22 protein-coding genes and 2 tRNA genes (1 of these 24 running past the window's edge) are annotated in these 19,853 nt (G+C 42.8%); 9 read left to right on the top strand and 15 right to left on the bottom strand.

Annotated features, from left to right (window positions below; translation table 11 throughout):
• From ACSLP7_RS02225 to ACSLP7_RS02250, 6 genes are all read right to left on the bottom strand, one after another.
• Positions 1-450, bottom strand: a complete 450-nt coding sequence (locus tag ACSLP7_RS02225; protein WP_435577801.1) for a beta-carotene hydroxylase — start codon at positions 448-450, stop codon at positions 1-3.
• A gap of 2 nt (positions 451-452) precedes the next feature.
• Positions 453-1,295, bottom strand: coding sequence for a phytoene/squalene synthase family protein (locus ACSLP7_RS02230; protein ID WP_435577802.1), 843 nt, complete (start codon positions 1,293-1,295; stop codon positions 453-455).
• A gap of 14 nt (positions 1,296-1,309) precedes the next feature.
• Positions 1,310-2,770 carry a phytoene desaturase family protein gene (locus tag ACSLP7_RS02235; protein WP_435577803.1) on the bottom strand — a complete coding sequence of 487 codons (1,461 nt, stop codon included), beginning with the start codon at positions 2,768-2,770 and terminating at the stop codon, positions 1,310-1,312.
• 204 nt (positions 2,771-2,974) lie between these two features.
• Positions 2,975-3,739, bottom strand: coding sequence for a MerR family transcriptional regulator (locus tag ACSLP7_RS02240; protein ID WP_435577804.1), 765 nt, complete (start codon positions 3,737-3,739; stop codon positions 2,975-2,977).
• A 609-nt stretch (positions 3,740-4,348) separates the two neighbouring features.
• A tRNA-Leu gene (locus tag ACSLP7_RS02245) sits at positions 4,349-4,432 on the bottom strand.
• Positions 4,433-4,469: 37 nt separating this feature from the next.
• Positions 4,470-4,545 (bottom strand) — tRNA-Lys (locus ACSLP7_RS02250).
• A 127-nt stretch (positions 4,546-4,672) separates the two neighbouring features.
• On the opposite strand from ACSLP7_RS02250, the gene ACSLP7_RS02255 reads away from it, so the two are divergent.
• A complete protein-coding gene (locus tag ACSLP7_RS02255) occupies positions 4,673-5,191 on the top strand; it encodes a shikimate kinase (protein WP_435577805.1) in 519 nt (172 codons plus the stop codon).
• Here the strand turns inward: ACSLP7_RS02255 and ACSLP7_RS02260 are convergent.
• Both ACSLP7_RS02260 and ACSLP7_RS02265 read right to left on the bottom strand, forming a co-directional pair.
• Entirely contained in the window at positions 5,183-5,674 is a 492-nt protein-coding gene (locus ACSLP7_RS02260; RefSeq protein WP_435577806.1) for a phosphoribosyltransferase family protein, read from the bottom strand. The genes ACSLP7_RS02255 and ACSLP7_RS02260 overlap by 9 nt on opposite strands.
• A gap of 40 nt (positions 5,675-5,714) precedes the next feature.
• The gene (locus ACSLP7_RS02265) at positions 5,715-6,086 is read right to left on the bottom strand and encodes an RNA-binding S4 domain-containing protein (protein ID WP_272833441.1); all 372 of its coding nucleotides are present in this window, start codon (positions 6,084-6,086) and stop codon (positions 5,715-5,717) included.
• A 131-nt stretch (positions 6,087-6,217) separates the two neighbouring features.
• On the opposite strand from ACSLP7_RS02265, the gene ACSLP7_RS02270 reads away from it, so the two are divergent.
• A complete protein-coding gene (locus ACSLP7_RS02270; RefSeq protein ID WP_435577807.1) occupies positions 6,218-7,117 on the top strand; it encodes an FKBP-type peptidyl-prolyl cis-trans isomerase in 900 nt (299 codons plus the stop codon).
• A gap of 71 nt (positions 7,118-7,188) precedes the next feature.
• On the opposite strand, the gene ACSLP7_RS02275 is transcribed toward ACSLP7_RS02270, so the two are convergent.
• Positions 7,189-8,142, bottom strand: coding sequence for a transketolase family protein (locus ACSLP7_RS02275; protein ID WP_435577808.1), 954 nt, complete (start codon positions 8,140-8,142; stop codon positions 7,189-7,191).
• Between the two features lie 10 nt (positions 8,143-8,152).
• A complete protein-coding gene (locus ACSLP7_RS02280) occupies positions 8,153-8,998 on the bottom strand; it encodes a transketolase (protein ID WP_435577809.1) in 846 nt (281 codons plus the stop codon).
• A gap of 169 nt (positions 8,999-9,167) precedes the next feature.
• On the opposite strand from ACSLP7_RS02280, the gene tgt reads away from it, so the two are divergent.
• From tgt to ACSLP7_RS02315, 7 genes are all read left to right on the top strand, one after another.
• Positions 9,168-10,298, top strand: a complete 1,131-nt coding sequence (gene tgt / locus ACSLP7_RS02285) for a tRNA guanosine(34) transglycosylase Tgt (protein ID WP_435577810.1) — start codon at positions 9,168-9,170, stop codon at positions 10,296-10,298.
• Between the two features lie 3 nt (positions 10,299-10,301).
• Positions 10,302-11,381, top strand: coding sequence for an LptF/LptG family permease (locus tag ACSLP7_RS02290; protein WP_435577811.1), 1,080 nt, complete (start codon positions 10,302-10,304; stop codon positions 11,379-11,381).
• The gene (locus ACSLP7_RS02295) at positions 11,368-12,270 is read left to right on the top strand and encodes a DMT family transporter (protein WP_435577812.1); all 903 of its coding nucleotides are present in this window, start codon (positions 11,368-11,370) and stop codon (positions 12,268-12,270) included. Before ACSLP7_RS02290 ends, ACSLP7_RS02295 begins: the two co-directional genes overlap by 14 nt.
• 58 nt (positions 12,271-12,328) lie before the next feature.
• Entirely contained in the window at positions 12,329-13,282 is a 954-nt protein-coding gene (locus tag ACSLP7_RS02300) for an acetyl-CoA carboxylase carboxyltransferase subunit alpha (RefSeq protein ID WP_435577813.1), read from the top strand.
• A gap of 166 nt (positions 13,283-13,448) precedes the next feature.
• The gene (gene dnaB, locus ACSLP7_RS02305; protein ID WP_291187687.1) at positions 13,449-14,987 is read left to right on the top strand and encodes a replicative DNA helicase; all 1,539 of its coding nucleotides are present in this window, start codon (positions 13,449-13,451) and stop codon (positions 14,985-14,987) included.
• Positions 14,988-15,130: 143 nt separating this feature from the next.
• Positions 15,131-16,315, top strand: coding sequence for an asparagine synthetase B (locus tag ACSLP7_RS02310; protein WP_435577842.1), 1,185 nt, complete (start codon positions 15,131-15,133; stop codon positions 16,313-16,315).
• Positions 16,316-16,342: 27 nt separating this feature from the next.
• Positions 16,343-16,519, top strand: a complete 177-nt coding sequence (locus tag ACSLP7_RS02315; RefSeq protein WP_435577814.1) for a hypothetical protein — start codon at positions 16,343-16,345, stop codon at positions 16,517-16,519.
• On the opposite strand, the gene ACSLP7_RS02320 is transcribed toward ACSLP7_RS02315, so the two are convergent.
• From ACSLP7_RS02320 to thrS, 5 genes are all read right to left on the bottom strand, one after another.
• On the bottom strand, positions 16,520-16,831 hold the full coding sequence (locus ACSLP7_RS02320) for a peptidyl-tRNA hydrolase (protein ID WP_435577815.1): 312 nt from the start codon (positions 16,829-16,831) through the stop codon (positions 16,520-16,522).
• Between the two features lie 241 nt (positions 16,832-17,072).
• The gene (gene rplT / locus ACSLP7_RS02325) at positions 17,073-17,417 is read right to left on the bottom strand and encodes a 50S ribosomal protein L20 (protein WP_272833429.1); all 345 of its coding nucleotides are present in this window, start codon (positions 17,415-17,417) and stop codon (positions 17,073-17,075) included.
• 94 nt (positions 17,418-17,511) lie between these two features.
• Complete coding sequence (gene rpmI, locus ACSLP7_RS02330; RefSeq protein WP_087524876.1) at positions 17,512-17,709, bottom strand: 50S ribosomal protein L35; 198 nt, start codon at positions 17,707-17,709, stop codon at positions 17,512-17,514.
• Positions 17,710-17,743: 34 nt separating this feature from the next.
• Entirely contained in the window at positions 17,744-18,256 is a 513-nt protein-coding gene (gene infC / locus ACSLP7_RS02335; RefSeq protein ID WP_435577843.1) for a translation initiation factor IF-3, read from the bottom strand.
• Between the two features lie 75 nt (positions 18,257-18,331).
• Positions 18,332-19,853, bottom strand: the 3' portion of a protein-coding gene (gene thrS, locus ACSLP7_RS02340) for a threonine--tRNA ligase (RefSeq protein ID WP_291187699.1). Its footprint extends 425 nt past the window's final position; only the last 1,522 of its 1,947 coding nucleotides appear in the window; the start codon falls outside the window, past its right edge — the gene reads right to left on this strand; the stop codon is at positions 18,332-18,334.

The following is a 19,853-nucleotide window of genomic DNA, read 5'->3' on the forward strand; positions in this document are numbered from 1 at the left end:
TTATTTTTTAAAGTATTTGAGCGGAGGAAGTAGCATGCCAAAACACTGACCTTCTTCTTTGCCTAAATGTTTGTGGTGAATCTTGTGCGCTCTACGAATACCGCGTGCATACCAATTGTTAGCGTTGCGGAACATCTTAAAACGTTGGTGGATAAAGATATCGTGTACCATAAAATAAGTAAGCCCGTAGGCGAAGATTCCTAGTCCAATCGGCAGTCCCGCCCAGAAACCGTAGTATTGCCAAGCGATAAAGCATCCAATACTCACAGCTGCGTAAAAGATAAAAAAGGCGTCATTGCGTTCCCACCAACTGCCGTGATCCTTGTGGTGATGGTCTTTGTGCAAGACCCAGAGGAAACCGTGCATAATATATTTGTGGGTAAACCAGGCCATGAATTCCATAATGCAAAAGGTGGCCAAAAAGACCAATATCCAAAGCAGTATATCCATTACTATCGAACTAATTTTAATTGATATTTCACATAACTGCGGGTCAATAACCCGAATTTCTCGTAATTCGGAACTCTAATCCGCTTGTTTTTGATTTCCATAGCGGGAGTTCGGTAAAGCTTTTTAAGCAGGCGTCTGTAGTAGCGGTAAGCCATAAATACACCGAACTTTGCTTCTGTAGGCAAAAGTAATATTCCCTGATAGCCTTTTGCAAAATCTTCTTCAATTTCTGCAATAATTCTTTTCTTGGCGTCTTCATCTAAGGCGCTGAGGTTGGTGTTTGGGAAATAGGTTCTGCTCAGACCTTCAAAATCGGCCTTTAAGTCACGCAAAAAGTTTACTTTTTGAAAAGCAGACCCCAAGTGCATTGCTGACTCCTTTAGTGCCTCATAGCGTTCAAGATCACCCTTAACAAAAACCATAAGGCACATTAGACCAACCACATCCGCTGAACCGTAGATGTATTCTTTGTATTCTGCATCTGTGAGGTATTCCGTCTTGGTCAAATCCAAACGCATACTTTTCATAAAAGCATCAATGGATGACTTTTGGATGTTGTACTTGTGCACGGTATGCTGAAAGGCGTTGAGGATTGGGTTCAAATGGATTTTGTCGTGCAAGGCATCTTCCAAACTTTGTGAAAAGCGGTCAAAGAGCACGGCTTTGTCATAGTCGTGGAAAGAATCCACGATCTCATCCGCAAAGCGAACAAAACCATAAATATTGTAAATGTCTTGTCGGATACTCGGTGCGAGCATCTTTGTGGCCAAGGAGAACGAGGTGCTGTATGCATTGGTCACCTTTTGGCTACATAGGTTAGAAACGATGTCAAATGTTGCTTTCATGCTGCAATAGAGTACTAATGGTCACTTTCAATCAAACCGGCTACCAACTTTCCTGAAATAAGGGACGGAGGAACTCCAGGCCCTGGTACGGTGAGTTGACCGGTAAAGTATAGGTCTTTTACTTTCTTACTACGCAGCTTAGGTCTCAAAAAGGCCGTTTGGAGCAAGGTATTTGCCATCCCATACGCATTTCCCTTGTAAGAATTGTAGTCCTCAATGAAGTCATTTACACAGTAGGACTCTTTAAAGATAACGTATTTTTTGACTTCTTGCTGCGTCAATTTTTCCAAGCGTGTAAGAATAATGTCAAAATATTTTTCGCGCATCTCTGGTGTATCTTCCAATCCAGGAGCTAACGGAATCAAGAAAATCCCTGCTTCTTTTCCCGCTGGAGCTGCATTGTCATCAGTCTTAGAAGGGAAGCTGGCGTAGAACAATGGTTCCTCTGGCCAAGCAGGATCGTCGTAGATATCGTGGGCGTGGGTTTCAAAGTCCACGTCAAAGAATAAGGTGTGGTGTTCCACATTTTCGATGGGCTTTTCAAAGCCAACGTAGAACAAAAGAGCAGAGGGAGCAAAGGTCTTCTTCTTCCAATAATTCTCAGAATACTGTCGGTGTTCTGCGGGCAATAAAGTTTCTGAGTGGTGGTAATCCGCTCCGCTCAAAACAATGTCTGCCTTGTGTACTTGTCCGTTAGAAACTAGACCAGTCGCGTGACCATCAGTCACGGTGATGGAGTCCACATTGTGTTCTGTACGAATTTCAACCCCTAAGGATTCTGCTAGCGTCTTCATACCTTCAATTACAGAATACATGCCGTCTTTAGGGTGGAAAGTTCCAATTCCAAAATCTGCGTAGTTCATAAAACTGTAAAATGCTGGTGTATTGCTGGGCTTAGCTCCTAAGAACAAAACAGGAAACTCCAAAATGGAGATCAAACGTGGATTTTTGAATTCAGCGCGAACGTCTTTAGCAATCGTGCTAAAGAACTGCCCAATTTTGCGCATGGTTACTGGTGTCACTAATTCCAAAGGAGACACTCCTGGACGGTAAACGAGATCTTTAATTGCAATATCGTAGTTGGATTTTGCCTTAGCCATAAACTTCTCCAACTTGGCTGCACTGCCCGGTTCCTCTTTTTCAAAGGTCTTGCAAATCTTTTCCAAACTGTCCTCAATGGTTATGAAATCCATTTCACCAAAGCATACGCTGTAGGCTGGGTTGAGTTTGATCAGTTCGTAAAAGTCTTCGGGCTTTTTATTAAAATCGGCGAAGAAACGCTCAAATACATCAGGCATCCAATACCAAGTTGGACCTATGTCAAAAGTAAATCCGTCGCGTTTAAGCTGCCGTGCACGACCGCCTACGGTCTTGTTCTTTTCAAAGATGGTCACCTGATGTCCGGCTTGAGCCAGATAAGATGCCGCGGCCAAAGAGGCGAAGCCGCTACCTACGATTGCAATGCTTTTCTTCATTTGTTTAACAAATTAAATCAAATTCTAAACAAAATGAAAGCTGCTGATCGTATTTAAGATTTTTTTAATGAATTGAGTTTTTCGAGTAGCCCTTCAATAGTGCCTATTACAGAGACATGATCCGGGACCTTATCTGCCTCAACCTCACGGGTCTTAGCCCCCATGAGCCATAGCTGACTGGCTTGTTCTTTGGAGATGATCTTGTCAAATTCCTTTTAAGTACTCATAAATAGAAACCTTGTCTGGTTTCACAGTGAAGAAGGAAACAAAGACTACATTATCATGGTGCTTGAGTACATTGCGCAAACTCGGTAACGGAATATTGCTGCCCAGATAAATGGTTTGATGACCCGATTGAAGGATCTCATAATGCGCATAGAGCAATCCAATTTCATGAATCTCCTCATAAGGCAAGTACAAAGAGAAAAGAATGTCTTGGCGTTCTGGTTTTTGAACGCTCTGCAAATTAGAGATGTTCACTATGATCTTTTGCTTGATCAACTCTGAGATAAAACGCTCGTGTGCCGGATCAATCGTACCCGTTTGCCAGAGCGTTCCAATTTCTTGCAGCAACGGAATAAAGACCTCCATAAAGATCTCTCTAAAACTAATGCGCTCACTAAGCTCGTTGAAGGTGGTCGCAAAGAGGGTGTAATCAAAGTCAAACATGGCCGTTTTAAAGGCCTTCATTGCGTAATCCTCTTGCTTTTGAGTTGCGCGCTCTTCAATGATCTGCTGAATCTCAGCATCACTCAGTTTAGCGATCTTAGAAATCTTGATGCCTTCATTATAAAGGAAAGTAACGTTGAGCAACTTTTTAAGATTCTCCAAATCGTACTTTCGGATATTGGTATCCGTGCGATTAGGTTCCAGAAGGCCGTAGCGCTTTTCCCAAATGCGAATGGTGTGCGCCTTTACGCCACTTAAGTTCTCTAAATCCTTTATGTTAAATTGGGTTTTAACCAGCATATATCAACGGGGCTTCTCGATTTGTATCACAACATAGTGATATACAAAAATAAGCTTTTGTTTAATAAAAACGAAAAAATAGTAAACAATTAACAGAAAATAATTTGGATGTTTTCAGGAAATTTTGTTTAACGTTTATGGTATGCCTGTGACATTGATTGGTATACTTAGCCGCAAACCAATTCCGGTCATCGAGTGTTTTTTGTGAAACAAAAAGTGTATCGAGATGACATTTTGGTGTTGAGTTATTTATAATTTTTTGGGCGCCTGCCGCCAAGAAGCGTCACCGCGCTTTCCGCTATATCTTTTCACTTCGTAAAAAGGATGCCGCTGCAATCGCTGGCGCCGGGTTCCGGTCATGGAGTGTTTTTTGCGTAGTAAAATATGTATCGAGATGACATTTTGGTGTGAATGCCTTGAGCTCGCCAGCTTAAACAAAAGGCCGGCGGTGAGACTAACTCGGCTTCGCCTCGTTGGGCTCAAAACGCTAGCATAGTCAAAATCAAAATGCAAATCGCTGTGCAATTTGAATCTGCTCCATAAAAAAAAACGCTCAAGCAAGCTCGGCGTTTTTTTTTGTCGCATCTTCTATGCGTTTTAATTTGTCAGTGCCCGAGGTGGGAGTCGAACCCACACGCCCTAATGGACACATGGCCCTCAACCATGCCTGTCTACCAATTCCAGCACCCGGGCAAAAAAAAAGTTAGGCCGCGGGGCTTAACTTTTTTAGTGGTGACCTGACTGGGGCTCGAACCCAGGACCCTCTCCTTAAAAGGGAGATGCTCTACCAACTGAGCTATCAGGTCTTTGTTGAATGCGGGTGCAAATATAAAACCATTCTATTTATTTATCAAAGCTATTTTGATTTAAATTTGAGTTTTAGAAGAAAGCCAATTGCTTCCTTGAAGCAGCCAAAATTTAAAAGCATTAATTATGATCGTTTTGTTGGGTTATATGGGCAGCGGTAAGTCGCTGATCGGTAAAAAATTAGCCGAAGTTCTCAACTGGCCTTATCACGATCTTGATACGCTGATAGAAGAAAAATCAGGTCAAACAATTCCTGAATTTTTTAAAGAAAAAGGGGAGATTAAGTTTCGAATTTTGGAATCTCAGGTACTTGAGGAGCAACTTTCAGCCCCTGAGAAAAAAGTCCTTGCCCTTGGAGGTGGTACGCCCTGCTATGCAGGGAATATGGATAAGCTCCTAGTTGCGGCCGATGTCCATACTATTTATTTGAAGACCCATTTGGATACCTTGGTCAGCAGACTTTGGCCAGAAAGAGCCCAACGTCCTCTGATTGCACATTTAGAAAATCAAGAGGATCTCAAGGATTTTGTCCGTAAGCATTTGTTTGATCGTTCCCCGTATTATATGCAAGCGGAGCATCGTATAGATACCTCAGAACAATCCGCAAAAGAAGTCGTAAAAACTATCGTTGCCCAATTATTCTAGGCAAACACGGTCCTGGTCTTTTTCAAAAACCACAGCCACATTTTCATTTAAAGAAGTAGAAAGTGAAATTCCCTTAAAGTCAGCTTTAACGGGGTATTTTTTATGATTCCTATTGACCAGTACGGCAGTTTTGAATCTCGAAAGTGGAACATCCAAAAAGTGACGCACACCGTAGATTAACGTTGTGCCTGAATTAAGTACATCATCTATTAGCACAACCGCTTTGTTTTCATAATCAGCAGCAGGCATACTTGTAGTAATCGGTGCTCTTGGGTCTGCTTTGTCTATCTCTACTTTACAGAGTGAAAAATGCATAGGAGCAATATCCTGTAGCGTTTCTGCCAAGCGCTGGGCTAGGGTATAACCGCCACCAGCTATTCCGGCCAAAACAATCTCCTTTTCGGTAGCGTTTGCTTCATAGATTTGATAGGCAATTCGGCGAATCTTGTGTTGAACCTCTTGGTGATTCAATATTGTATCCATAGCGCTGTACTGTTGTTAAACAAAGATACCAAAACTTTGCTCACTCTTGTTCATCTGTGAAGTCTTCCAGATCGCGACGATCCTTTTTTGTCGGGCGGCCTGTTCCGCGTTTGCGGTAATAGTCTTTGGAGTATTTGAGCATTTCCAAGGTCTCTACAGCTGCTTTCGGGGTAATGTCCTGACGATACATATCAACCAATTTGGCACCCACACGACTCGGTGGCGTATCCAATACCTTGAGGACATAATCCACCTGATTCTTTCGAACCTTGAGTTCGTCACCCGGATACACTTCTCGAGCAGGCTTTACCACATCATTATTCACTCTGACGGCTCCTTTTTTACAAGCAATGGTTGCCTGATTGCGTGTTTTAAAGTAACGCGTGGCCCAAAGATATTTGTCAACCCTCATACAAAGCTTCTAAAATCAACGTTAATGTTTACAGCAAAAGTATAAAAAATGGTATCTTGCGCCCGTCTTTTTAAGACATAAAATGGTGTAAATACGGCAGTTTAGCGCTGTCTAAACCTAAATTGATTTCATTGAAAAAGAAACTAGTATACGGCATTTTAAGTGCCTTGATGATCGCAGGGATTTTCTCTTGTGGAAATGACGATAACGGTTTTGAGACTATACCGCCTCGTGACCGTGGAGAAGAGGCAGTAAATGCCGAAGCGGAGTTGGTGGAATACCTACAAACGCACTTTTACAACTACGAAGAGTTTGAAACTCCTCCAACTGGCTTTGATTTTGAAGTAGTAATTGATACCATCGCTGGAGACAACGCTGATAAGATTCCATTGATCAATCAAGTGGAAACTAAGGTGGTGACCGATAGAGATGAAGAGGATGTAACCTATAACCTTTATATTCTTAAGGCTTTACAAGGCGAGGGTTCAAGCCCAACCTTTGTAGATTCTACTTTGGTGACCTACCGCGGTACCTTATTGAATGGAACTCAGTTTGACGGATCACCAAACCCGGTGTGGTTTGATCTTACTGGTGTAATCGACGGATTTCAAGAGGGCCTTGTTGAATTCCAAGGTGCAACTGCTCAAACTGTAAACCCTGATGGAACAGTGAGCTTTGAAGGCTTTGGTTCAGGAGCTTTATTCATTCCTTCTGGAATTGCATATTTCAATCAACCACCGAGTCCACAGATTCCGTTGTATTCTCAATTGATCTTTACTTTTAATGTATTAGATGCGGTTGTTGCAGATCACGACCAAGACGGGATCATTTCACTTGATGAAGACTTGAACGGAAACGGAAACGAGCTCGATGACGATACCGATGAGGATGGTGTGCCTGACTTCGCAGATTTTGACGACGACAATGACGGAGTGCCTACACGTGATGAGATCGAAATTCTCGATGACGGAACAGTGATTCTTACCGATACGGATGGAGACGGTATTCCGGACTACCGCGATGCAGACTAATCCTCTCTAAATACAGCATACAAAAAATCCCGCCTCGTGCGGGATTTTTTATTCGTTAAGGATTAGGAATACTATTTACGACCCATAACTTTTTTAGCTTTAGCAGCAATTGCGGCGGCATTCAACCCGTATTTATCCATCAATTGTGCAGGTGTGCCGGACTCACCAAAGGTGTCATTGGTAGCTACAAACTCTTGCGGAGTAGGGTGGTGAAGCGCCAACTCTCTGGCTACAGATTCTCCCAAACCTCCCAAGAAGTTGTGTTCTTCTGCCGTAACGATGCATCCGGTCTTCTTTACAGACTTTACAATAGCATCGGTATCTAATGGTTTAATGGTGTGAATATTGATCACCTCTGCGCTAATGCTTTCTTCATTCAAAGCTTTGGCTGCTTCTAAGGCTTCCCAAACCAGGTGTCCTGTTGCTACGATAGTCACATCGGTACCCTCTTGCAATTGAACGGCCTTCCCAATCTCAAAGTTTTGATCTTCTGGAGTGAAGTTCGGCACTTTTGGGCGTCCAAAACGCAAATAAACAGGTCCGTGGTGTTGTGCAATAGCCATGGTTGCTGCTTTTGTTTGGTTGAAATCACAGGTGTTGATCACCGTCATTCCAGGCAGCATTTTCATTAGCCCAATGTCTTCCAAGATCTGGTGAGTAGCTCCGTCTTCTCCCAAGGTCAACCCAGCGTGAGAAGCACAGATCTTTACGTTCTTGTGAGAGTAGGCAATACTTTGTCTGATCTGATCATAAACACGGCCTGTCGAAAAATTAGCAAAGGTTCCTGTAAAAGGAATTTTACCTCCAATGGTCATTCCGGCTGCAAGTCCCATCATATTGGCCTCTGCAATTCCAACTTGGAAGAAGCGTTCTGGGTGATTTGCTTTGAATTCGTCCATTTTAAGTGATCCCGTTAGGTCAGCACAAAGGGCCACTACATCGGGATTCGTTTGACCTAATGCAGTCAAACCTGCTCCAAATCCGGAGCGTGTATCTTTTTTTCCTGTATCTGTATAGGTTTTCATTGCTTGTCTTTTAGTAATCCCCTAAAGTTTCTGGGTTCTGTGCCAAGCCAATGGCCAGTTGCTCATCATTAGGCGCTTTCCCGTGCCATGCGTGCGTGTGCATCATAAAGTCTACTCCATTACCCATAACGGTTTGTAATAGTACACAAACAGGCTTGCCTTGGCCACTCATGTTCTTAGCGTGGTTTAGACCGTCAATTACTGCTTGCATATCATTACCCTTGGCAACTTCATGTACCATCCATCCAAAGGCCTCAAACTTACCGCGAACGTTTCCAAGGTCAAGTACATCATCGGTAGAACCGTCGATCTGTTGCCCGTTTAAGTCTACGGTAACAATTAGGTTGTCTACTTTGTTGGCGGAACAATACATTATGGCCTCCCAGTTTTGTCCTTCTTGAAGTTCTCCGTCTCCACAAAGAGCGTAAACCAAATGTGGATCATTGTTGAGTTTCTTAGTTTCTGCGGCACCAGCGGCTACAGAGATTCCTTGACCCAAAGACCCAGAGGCTACACGGATTCCAGGAAGTCCTTCATGTGTCGTTGGGTGTCCTTGTAAGCGAGAATCGATCAATCTAAAGGTGTTCAATTCTTCCACAGGGAAATAACCGCTACGGGCAAGTACACTGTAAAATACTGGGGAGATGTGTCCGTTGGATAAGAAGAAGATGTCTTCATCCTTTCCGTCCATGTGGAACCCGTCTTTGCGGTCCATAATGACTTGAAACAAGGCCACAAAAAATTCGGCACAACCCAAAGAACCTCCTGGGTGGCCCGAATTTACCTTGTGAACTTGCCTTAAAATGTCGCGTCTGACCTGCGTTACCAAGTCTTCTAAAGCTGCGATATCTGGCATAAAAAATGGTTTGAATTCAGCTGTAAAATTACACTATTCACCCCCTTGAGCAAAGGGTGAAGCAAGCGAGTTATCAACGATTCCCAAGGATTAGTTAACATTGCGCAGGATTCCCCTTTAAAAACAGCATAAGATGCTATCTTTGCCCCAGAGGAAGCGACCATAGATTATGCAATTCAGCTTAACAGCAAACGATCCACAAAGTAAGGCGAGAGCCGGAACTATCACCACCGATCACGGGACCATTGAAACCCCAATTTTTATGCCTGTAGGAACTGCAGGTACGGTAAAAGGAGTTCACCAAAGAGAACTGAAAGACGACATCAATCCAGACATCATTCTGGGCAATACCTATCATTTGTATTTGCGCCCGCAAACAGAGATCCTACAAAAGGCGGGAGGTTTGCATAAATTCATGAATTGGGACCGCAATATTTTGACAGACAGTGGTGGATACCAGGTGTATTCGCTTTCTGGAAACCGAAAGATCAAAGAAGAAGGAGTCAAGTTCCAATCGCATATCGATGGTTCGTATCATATGTTTACCCCAGAGCGCGTCATGCAGATCCAACGGGTGATCGGGGCAGATATCATTATGGCCTTTGATGAATGTACACCCTATCCTTGTGATTACAACTACGCCAAACGTTCCATGCATATGACGCATCGTTGGTTGGATCGCTGTATTGCTGAATTGGACAAATTGCCGTTCACTTACGATTACGCACAAGCCTTTTTCCCCATTGTTCAAGGAAGTACTTACAAGGACTTAAGAAAACAATCCGCAGAATATATTGCCAACGCCGGAGCTGTTGGAAATGCAATTGGAGGATTGTCTGTAGGAGAGCCTGCTGAGGAGATGTACGCCATGACAGAAGTAGTCACCGAAGTGCTCCCTTGGGATAAACCTCGTTACTTAATGGGTGTTGGAACACCAATTAATATTTTGGAGAATATCGCTTTGGGCGTTGATATGTTTGATTGTGTGATGCCAACGCGCAACGCCCGTAACGGAATGCTCTTTACCTCAGAGGGTACCATCAACATAAAAAATGCAAAATGGGCTGATGATTTTTCTGTCATTGATCCTATGGGACACACCTACGTGGATACTCAATACACCAAAGCTTATCTGAAACACCTGTTCAGTGTTAACGAACTTTTAGGGAAACAAATCGCTACGATTCATAATTTAGGCTTTTATTTGTGGTTGGTCCGTGAAGCCAGAAGGCAAATCATTGCTGGAACTTTCAAGTCTTGGAAGGATAAAATGGTGCGTCAAATGGACAAACGTTTATAGTCAATGCTTTCAATTCTAGATCGTTACATACTTAAAAAGTACCTGGGCACCTTCTTGATGCTCTTGTTGCTTTTTATTCCGATTGGAATCACGGTGAACTTGGCCGAAAAGATCGATAAGATCTTGGCCAATGAGGTTCCTTTTTCAGAAGTAGCGCTCTATTATCTGCATTTTACCATCTACTTTGCGAACCTGCTGTTCCCGTTATTTTTGTTTTTATCGGTGATTTGGTTCACCTCTAAAATGGCGAACAAAACGGAGGTAATCGCTTTTTTGAGTAGTGGTGTTTCTTTCTATCGATTTTTAAGACCGTATATGATCGGGGCAACCATTGTCTGTATGGGAGCTCTGTTTTTAGGAATGTATCTCGCACCTATGGCCAGTAAGGGCTTTAATGAGTTTACTTATCAGTATCTCAAACGAGGTAAGAAAGATCGGGACCAGACCAATGTATATCGTCAGATCAACGAGACCGACTATATCTACGTAAGTTACTTCAACCCTAAAAATCAGATGGGGCGCAACTTTACCTTAGAGCATGTGGTAGACAACAAAATGGTCTATAAGCTCAGCGCCAATCGCATTAAATACAATCAAGAGGACAGCACCTATACCTTGAGTAATTATACCAAGCGTATTGTTGGAGAGCGTGAGGACCAACTCATTATTAAGAACAAGTTGGATACGGTGTTCTCCTTTGATTTGGAAGACCTCACCCCACTGGAATACATTGCAGAGACGCTCAATTATAACGAACTCAACCGATTCATTTCCAAAGAAAAAGAGCGTGGTTCGACCTATATCAGTCGTTATGAGATCGTGAGAAATAAACGCTGGAGCTTACCGATATCAGCCTATATCCTCACCATTATCGCTGTAGCCGTATCTTCTATTAAGCGCCGTGGAGGAATGGGAGTAAACCTCGCTTTTGGTATTGGTTTAGGAATGGTGTTCGTGTTCTTTGACAAGATTTTTGGAACCTTAGCCGAACAAAGTGATTTCTCTCCTTTAGTAGCAACTTGGTTCCCAAACATTGTATTTGCTGGCTTGGCTGTTTACCTTCTTTACAATGCCAAGCGTTAAAAAGCTGCAATACCTGCATTTACACCTTATTGTTTTTATTTGGGGATTCACCGCTGTACTCGGTGCCTTGATCACCTTAGATGCCATTCCCTTGGTGGCTTACAGAATGAGTTTGGCCGCTGTTTTCTTACTCCTGTTCGCGTTCATTACTAAGAAACGTTTGCGCTTTCCCCGAAAGATCCAAATCAAGTTTGCTATTGCCGGCGGACTCATTGCTTTGCATTGGTTGGCATTTTTTGGTGCTGTCAAAGCCTCCAATGTTTCCGTGACCTTGGCAGTGATGTCTACGGGAGCTTTTTTTGCGGCCTTTTTAGAACCGCTTTTTTTAAAGCGGAAGCTCATTATCTATGAGGTGTTCTTTGGACTCCTAGCCATGTGCGGCTTGGCCTTGATCTTTAATGTGGATTCCAGCTATACCACAGGAATACTTTTGGCTTTGGCCTCTTCATTTCTTGGGGCCTGTTTTACGATTTACAATGCCCAATTGGTCAAAGAGTATCAAGCAGGAGCTATTGGTTTATATGAGATGACTTATGGAGCAGTTTTTATTCTGATCTATTTAGGAATCAGCGGCGGAATCACTGCGGATCTTTTTGTTATTTCCCTTCGCGATTGGGGCTATTTGTTGTTACTGGCCTCGGTCTGTACGGCCTATGCCTTTGTCGCTTCCGTTCACGTAATGCGCTGGCTTAGTGCGTATACAGTGATGCTCACTGTTAACTTGGAACCCGTTTACGGCATCCTTTTAGGGCTTTGGATATTGGGTGATGCGGAGTATATGCAAACCGAATTTTACCTAGGCGCTGGACTTATCTTATTGACCGTCATTGGCAATGGAATCCTCAAATTATCTCGGGCTAGAAAAACCAAGAACGAAACTACGGGATAAACCCAAAGTTCTTATATTTGTGAGCTAACCACCCACATAAAAAACAGAAGCTTAAATCATGGAATATCTTGATTTTGAATTACCGATTAAGGAACTGCAGGAGCAGTATGAGAAAGCCTGTAAAATAGGCGAGGAGAGCGATGTTGATGTGACCAACACCTGCAAGCAGATCGAGAAGAAACTCAAGGAGACCAAGAAGGATATTTATAAAAACCTGACCCCTTGGCAACGCGTCCAATTGTCTAGACACCCTAATCGTCCGTATACGCTGGATTATATCAAAGCTATTTGTGGCGATTCTTTTTTGGAACTACACGGTGACAGAAATGTTAAGGATGACAAGGCCATGATCGGTGGTTTGGGTAAGATCGGTGATCAATCGTATATGTTCATCGGACAACAAAAAGGATATAACACCAAAACACGTCAATACAGAAACTTCGGTATGGCGAATCCTGAAGGATATCGCAAAGCCTTGCGCCTTATGAAGATGGCCGAGAAGTTTGGAGTACCAGTGGTAACTTTAATTGACACTCCGGGAGCTTATCCTGGTTTGGAAGCTGAAGAACGCGGTCAAGGAGAAGCCATTGCGAGAAATATCCTAGAAATGACTCGCCTTAAAGTGCCGATCATCGTGGTGATTATCGGAGAAGGAGCGAGTGGTGGAGCTTTAGGTATTGGAGTAGGTGATTCCGTATTGATGTTAGAGAATACTTGGTATTCGGTGATCTCTCCAGAGAGCTGTTCTTCTATTCTTTGGCGTAGCTGGGAATACAAGGAGCAGGCGGCAGAAGCACTTAAACTTACTGCTACCGATATGAAGAAGCTCAAACTGATCGATACTATTGTAAAAGAACCTTTAGGAGGAGCGCATAGCGACCGCGAAGGGATCTATACTATAGTAGCCAAGGAAATCGAAAAGTCATTTGATGATCTCAAGAACTTATCCCCAACCGAGCTGGTTGAAAAACGCATGGATAAGTATTCAGAAATGGGAGTCTTTAAAGGATAAGTCTCCTAAAATAAGGACTTAACGAACCACCCTATTTTATCCCTTTTACTTTTCAAGGGTTATCAACAATAATCTGCAGTTCTTAACAGTTAAAATGTTAATAGCTGGTGGACATCGGCTGCGCTATTTTTCATGCTGCCGATAACAATTTATTTACATTCGCCTCATGGAAAATTTACAACCTCGCGCTAACTACGGACAACGGAAATCTCAGGTAATTTCTTTGGAAAAAGGAAAATTACCTCCTCAAGCTACTGATTTAGAGGAAGTTGTGTTGGGAGCGATGATGATCGACAAAAAAGGTGTCGATGAGGTTATTGACATTCTCCACGCCGATGCCTTTTACAAAGAAGCACATCAGCACATTTTTGAGGCCATCCACAAATTATTTGAAAACAGTCAACCTGTTGACTTATTAACCGTTTCCGCTCAGCTCAAGAAAGACGGGCAACTCGACTTGGTTGGCGGTGAATTTTACCTCATTCAACTCACTCAAAAAGTATCCTCTTCTGCTCATATCGAGTTTCACGCTCGTATCATTTTGCAGAAGTTTATTCAACGCAGTTTGATCAAGGTTTCCAACGAGATCATTGAGGAGTCTTATGACGAATCCACGGACGTGTTCGACCTTTTGGACACTGCTGAATCCAAGCTGTATGAGATCACCCAAGGGAACATTAAGCGTTCTTCAGAAACGGCTCAGAACTTGGTGATCCAAGCTAAGAAACGCATTGAGGAAATTGCCAACAAGGAAGGTTTGTCAGGTATACCTTCTGGATTTACCCAATTGGACAAGCTGACTTCGGGTTGGCAACCTTCGGATTTGATTATCGTTGCGGCACGTCCAGGTATGGGTAAAACGGCCTTGACCTTATCTATGGCTAGAAACATGGCAGTAGAACACAACATTCCTGTAGCGTTCTTTTCACTGGAGATGTCTTCCGTGCAGCTGATCACCCGTTTGATCTCATCAGAAACTGGTTTGAGTTCAGAGAAGCTGCGTACTGGAAATTTAGAACAACACGAGTGGGAGCAGCTCAACGTGAAAGTAAAAGACTTAGAGCGTGCACCCTTATTTATTGATGATACGCCTTCACTTTCCATCTTTGACCTTCGTGCAAAGGCGAGACGTCTAAAATCTCAGCACGACATTCAGATGGTGGTTATCGATTACTTGCAGTTGATGACCGCTGGTGGTAGTCAAAAAGGAGGGAACCGTGAACAGGAGATCTCTACTATTTCTCGTAACCTTAAAGCGCTTGCTAAGGAACTGAATGTTCCCGTCATCGCACTGTCTCAGCTATCGCGTGCTGTTGAAACGCGTGGTGGTAGTAAAAGACCATTGCTTTCCGACCTTCGTGAATCTGGTGCGATTGAGCAGGATGCGGATATTGTTTCCTTTATTTATCGTCCGGAATACTACAAAATTGATGAATGGGATGATGAAGAGCGCAGTCCTACCGCAGGTCAAGCTGAGTTTATTGTAGCCAAGCACCGTAATGGAGGTTTGGATGAGATTCGATTAAAGTTTGTTGGACACCTGGGTCGTTTTGAGAATTTGGAGACCTTTGATTCTCCATTTGAATTCCACTCGCGTATGAATGCTGCAGCCAATGACGATACCTTTAAGCCAGACAGCTTCCCATCGGCAGAAGACGCCTTTGACGGCCCGGCAACGCCTCCGGATGACGATATTCCATTCTAGGAATTTTTCCCAGCTGCTAAATCTATATTAAAGGATAAGCTTGGAACGCTTTTTGTCGTTATCTTAGCCTTATGCGATTATGGATCTTTATCATATTATTTCTCGGAGCCTTTAGTGCTCAAGCTTCCTACATCCTTATTCCTATGGATGCCGAGGGGCAAACCGAGCATTTAAAAGCTTACGGAATCACCTATTGGACCTTAGAAAAGGACCTCAAAGTGAAGTGGTTGTTGAACTACCGAGGAGGAGCTTTTTTACTTCCAGACTCGGAGGTGATCCGGAGAGAATGTCAGATTCGAGGTGTACAATTTGAAGTACTCTCAGATTCCAAGACTGAAGAGATACTTACTTTGATCGCAAGTCCTTCACAGAATATGGAGGCGGTTGTACTGGAAAAAGCACCGCGTATCGCCGTTTATTCTCCTAAAGGGAATCAGCCGTGGGATGACGCAGTAACTATGGTTTTGACTTATGCAGAGATTCCTTATACTGTTATCTATGATGAAGAAGTGTTGAGTGATCAACTGATCCTTTACGATTGGCTGCACTTACACCACGAGGACTTCACAGGTCAATATGGTAAGTTCTACCGTAGTTTTAGATCTGCGCCTTGGTATATTGAAGAGAAACGACTTGCTGAGGAGCGAGCCGCTAAACTGGGATATAGCAAGGTTTCTGAGTCCAAACGTGATGTCGCGCTGAAAATACGCGATTATGTTGTTGGAGGTGGTTTTATGTTTGCCATGTGTAGTGCTACAGATAGTTTTGATATCGCTTTATCTGCTGCGGGTGTAGATATTTGTGAATCTATGTTTGATGGCGATCCGTCAGAAGGAGGCTATCAAAGCAAGCTTGATTATTCCCGCACCTTCGCTTTTAAGGACTTTATTTTGGAGCGTAGTCCAAATGTATATGAGTTCTCCGATATCGATATGACACGTAAACGAGCCATTCCCAAGGAGACGGATTACTTTACTTTAATGGATTACTCGGCTAAATGGGATCCTATCCCTACCATGTTGGTTCAAAACCATACGGCTTTGGTAAAAGGGTTTATGGGGCAAACTACCTCTTATGATCGCGATCTGATTAAAGCCAACGTTTTAATTATGGGTGAAAACAAGACCAATGGTGAGGCGCGTTATATCCATGGAATTAAAGGCAAAGGGTTCTTTACTTTTTACGGCGGACATGATCCGGAAGATTACACCCATAGAGTAGGAGATGCACCTACAGAACTCGCTTTGCATCCAACCTCACCAGGTTACAGACTTATTCTCAACAACGTTCTGTTTCCGGCTGCAAAGAAGAAGCGTCAAAAAACTTAAAGTGTATCTTTGATCAAAAGCACGATCATGGATAAAAAACAACGCACCCTCTTTTATATAGCCTCCTTAGCTATTCTATTTGGAATCGTTTCTTTTGTTTTAGTAGGCTTTATTATTGCTGATGCCATGGCTGGAGATTGGTATATTCACCTGGCCTTTGGAGTAGTTTCTTTGGCACTTGGCGCCTTGATAATGAAAGAGTAACTACTTGTACAACCTAAAGAACTTAAAGTACTTGGGATATTCTTCTCGAGGCTTAAATGCGATCACCGTTTCTTGATGGTCTAAGGTCGATTCTGTCATCACCACCCGATCTGATTCTGATTTTGCCTTTTCAAATTCCTTTTCATTGACCAAACAAACCGTTTTGTAGAAGGGGCCATCCAACCATTGTTTTACAGTGTGGTCATTTGCAAATTTGAGATAGCAGGCCAGGCTAGCATGCGCAACTCCTACAACCGCTTTACCACCAGGGATACTGTCTTTGACTAAGATGTACATTTTTAGGTTTGACATTGCGATGCTTTTATACTGCTGTGCGTATTTGTTAAAACTATAAAGAATTTAGCGAATTACACCAATTGATAAATCCGTAATTGGACTTTCTACAACACACTTTGAAAATGCTTAATTTAAATCTGGGGAGGGCATGGAATGCCCCGCCTCAAAACTAAAATCGTACTTAAACTAAAAGCCCCACTCCAAAGGAGCAGGGCTTTTAAGCGAAATAATATGTTATTGATTAGGCCTAAAGCCCTTACTTGATCTTATCGACAATCGCTTTGAAAGCTTCTGGGTGATTCATGGCCAAATCGGCAAGAACTTTTCTGTTCAAATCGATATTGTTGGCTTTCAAATGTCCCATAAACTTAGAATACGACATACCGTGCTCACGGGCACCTGCATTAATACGGGTGATCCATAGAGCTCTAAACGTTCTTTTCTTAGCACGACGGTCTCTGTAGCTATATTGCATAGCTTTTTCAACCGCGTTTTTCGCTACTGTCCAAACGTTTTTACGACGTCCAAAGTAACCTTTGGCGTGCTTCATCACCTTTTTTCTACGGGCTCTTGAAGCAACTGCATTTACTGATCTTGGCATAATTTACTTGTTTTTTGTAGCAGGCGATTCTGTGAAGAATACTTTTATTGGGCCTGACTCCAGGGTTATTACTCGTTTAAACCGGTGAAAGTTATTACTTCATTCGAAGCATTTGTTTCACATTGTCCTCGTCCGCTTTGTGTACGACAGTGTCGTGCGTCAAGGCTAGCTTACGTTTTTTAGACTTCTTGGTTAAGATGTGACTTTTAAACGCGTGCTTTCTTTTGATTTTACCAGTTCCAGTCAGCTTAAAACGCTTCTTGGCGCTGGATTTTGTTTTTTGTTTAGGCATTGTTCCTAAGGTTTATAATTATCTCGCTTTCTCTTTATTTCTTTTTAGGAGCGATGAACATGATCATACGCTTCCCTTCCAGCTTAGGCATTTGTTCTACCTTGCCGTATTCTTCTAATTCTTGAGCCAAACGCAGTAGCAAAATCTGCCCTTGGTCTTTATAGATGATCGATCGACCTTTAAAGAATACATACGCTTTTAACTTAGCACCATCTTGCAAGAATTTAACGGCGTGCTTCTTTTTAAATTCGTAATCGTGATCGTCTGTGTTAGGACCAAAACGGATCTCTTTGATCGTTACTTTGGTCGCTTTGGCTTTTAAGGCCTTTTCTCTTTTCTTTTGTTCGTAAACGAACTTCTTGTAATCGATGGCCTTACATACCGGTGGTTTCGCATTCGGCGAAATCTCTACCAGGTCCAATTCCAAATCGGCTGCGATTTGCTTTGCTTTGGCTAAGGGGTAAACACCAACTTCTACATTATCTCCAACAAGGCGTACCTCAGGAGCTTTAATCTTATCATTAATTCTGTGTTGATCTTCTTTTATGATCCTTGCCGGACCTCTTCTTCCTCTTTTTCTTCGTATTGCTATGACTTAAAATATTTGTCCCTAAACGGGCTGTTAAACATTAAATTCTTTTATGGTACTCTTAATATCGTTCTCAATAATGGCGGCAAAGTCTTCCACTTTCATGGTTCCCATATCGCCCTCGCTGTGTTTCCTTACAGCAATTGTGCCATCTTTCTCTTCCTGCTCCCCAACAATGATCATATAAGGGATCTTCTTCATTTCGGCCTCTCGGATTTTTCTTCCGATGGTCTCGTTTCGGTTATCGACGAGCGCGCGAATTTCGCTATTTTCTAACAAATTTAAAACTTTTTGCGCGTAATTCTCGTATTTCTCGCTCAAAGACAGGATGCTAACCTGCTCAGGCATAAGCCATAATGGGAAGTTCCCACCCGTATGCTCTAAGAGGATCGCAACGAAACGTTCCAATGAACCAAAGGGAGCTCGGTGAATCATAACCGGTCTGTGTGACTCATTATCTGAGCCCTTATACGTAAGATCGAACCGCTCTGGAAGATTGTAATCTACTTGGATTGTTCCTAATTGCCAGCTGCGTCCCAAGGCATCCTTAACCATAAAGTCAAGTTTTGGTCCGTAAAATGCAGCCTCGCCTTCCTCAACCACATAATCCAAACCTTTCTGTTCGGCGGCATTGATGATGGCTTGTTCCGCTTTTTCCCAAACTTCAGGATCTCCGATGTATTTTTCTGGCTTACTCATATCACGGATCGATACCTGAGATTTGAAATCTTCAAATCCTAAAGAACCAAATACGTAGAGTACCAGGTCAATCACCTTCATGAACTCATCGTTGAGTTGGTCTGGCGTACAGAAAATGTGGGCATCGTCTTGAGTAAATCCACGAACTCTTGTTAAACCGTGTAGCTCACCACTTTGTTCGTAACGGTAAACCGTTCCAAATTCAGCATAACGAACAGGTAGTTCTTTATAAGACCACGGCTTTGCCTTATACATTTCACAATGGTGAGGACAATTCATAGGTTTAAGCATGAATTCTTCGCCTTCGTGTGGAGTTTGAATCGTTTGAAAACTGTCCTCTCCGTATTTTGCAAAGTGACCGGAAGTCACATAAAGGTCTTTGTTTCCAATGTGCGGACTCATCACCGTTTGGTAACCCGCTTTTTTCTGTGCTGCCTTTAAGAAGCTTTCTAAGCGCTCTCGTAATGCTGCCCCTTTAGGCAACCAAAGTGGAAGCCCTTGTCCAACACGTTGTGAGAAAGTGAACAATTCTAATTCTTTACCCAACTTTCGGTGGTCTCGTTTTTTAGCTTCTTCTAAAAGCTCTAAATAGGCAGTGAGCTCTTTTTGCTTCGGAAACGAAATCCCATAAACCCGCGTTAATTGCTTCTCGTTTTCATCACCTTTAAAATAGGCTCCAGCTACGTTTAGAATCTTTACGGCTTTGACAATTCCTGTATTTGGAATATGCCCACCACGGCATAGATCGGTAAAGCTGCTGTGGTCACAGAAAGTGATCTCGCCATCCTCCAGTCCTTCTATAAGGTCAACCTTATATTCGTTCTTTCCTTGATAATAGGCTAGAGCATCAGCTTTT

The sequence above is a fragment of the Gilvibacter sp. genome, assembly GCF_965601605.1.
Classification (GTDB): Bacteria; Bacteroidota; Bacteroidia; order Flavobacteriales; family Flavobacteriaceae; genus Gilvibacter.

Coding starts and splice junctions, on each gene's coding strand:
- ACSLP7_RS02225 (WP_435577801.1), bottom strand. CDS start 450: ATGGATATACTGCTTTGGATATTGGTCTTTTTGGCCACCTTTTGCATT.
- ACSLP7_RS02240 (WP_435577804.1), bottom strand. CDS start 3,739: ATGCTGGTTAAAACCCAATTTAACATAAAGGATTTAGAGAACTTAAGT.
- tgt (WP_435577810.1), top strand. CDS start 9,168: ATGCAATTCAGCTTAACAGCAAACGATCCACAAAGTAAGGCGAGAGCC.
- ACSLP7_RS02310 (WP_435577842.1), top strand. CDS start 15,131: ATGGATGCCGAGGGGCAAACCGAGCATTTAAAAGCTTACGGAATCACC.
- rpmI (WP_087524876.1), bottom strand. CDS start 17,709: ATGCCTAAACAAAAAACAAAATCCAGCGCCAAGAAGCGTTTTAAGCTG.
- ACSLP7_RS02265 (WP_272833441.1), bottom strand. CDS start 6,086: ATGAGGGTTGACAAATATCTTTGGGCCACGCGTTACTTTAAAACACGC.
- ACSLP7_RS02230 (WP_435577802.1), bottom strand. CDS start 1,295: ATGAAAGCAACATTTGACATCGTTTCTAACCTATGTAGCCAAAAGGTG.
- ACSLP7_RS02290 (WP_435577811.1), top strand. CDS start 10,302: ATGCTTTCAATTCTAGATCGTTACATACTTAAAAAGTACCTGGGCACC.
- ACSLP7_RS02320 (WP_435577815.1), bottom strand. CDS start 16,831: ATGTCAAACCTAAAAATGTACATCTTAGTCAAAGACAGTATCCCTGGT.
- ACSLP7_RS02255 (WP_435577805.1), top strand. CDS start 4,673: ATGATCGTTTTGTTGGGTTATATGGGCAGCGGTAAGTCGCTGATCGGT.
- ACSLP7_RS02260 (WP_435577806.1), bottom strand. CDS start 5,674: ATGGATACAATATTGAATCACCAAGAGGTTCAACACAAGATTCGCCGA.
- ACSLP7_RS02235 (WP_435577803.1), bottom strand. CDS start 2,770: ATGAAGAAAAGCATTGCAATCGTAGGTAGCGGCTTCGCCTCTTTGGCC.
- ACSLP7_RS02300 (WP_435577813.1), top strand. CDS start 12,329: ATGGAATATCTTGATTTTGAATTACCGATTAAGGAACTGCAGGAGCAG.
- ACSLP7_RS02280 (WP_435577809.1), bottom strand. CDS start 8,998: ATGCCAGATATCGCAGCTTTAGAAGACTTGGTAACGCAGGTCAGACGC.
- ACSLP7_RS02275 (WP_435577808.1), bottom strand. CDS start 8,142: ATGAAAACCTATACAGATACAGGAAAAAAAGATACACGCTCCGGATTT.
- ACSLP7_RS02315 (WP_435577814.1), top strand. CDS start 16,343: ATGGATAAAAAACAACGCACCCTCTTTTATATAGCCTCCTTAGCTATT.
- dnaB (WP_291187687.1), top strand. CDS start 13,449: ATGGAAAATTTACAACCTCGCGCTAACTACGGACAACGGAAATCTCAG.
- ACSLP7_RS02295 (WP_435577812.1), top strand. CDS start 11,368: ATGCCAAGCGTTAAAAAGCTGCAATACCTGCATTTACACCTTATTGTT.
- rplT (WP_272833429.1), bottom strand. CDS start 17,417: ATGCCAAGATCAGTAAATGCAGTTGCTTCAAGAGCCCGTAGAAAAAAG.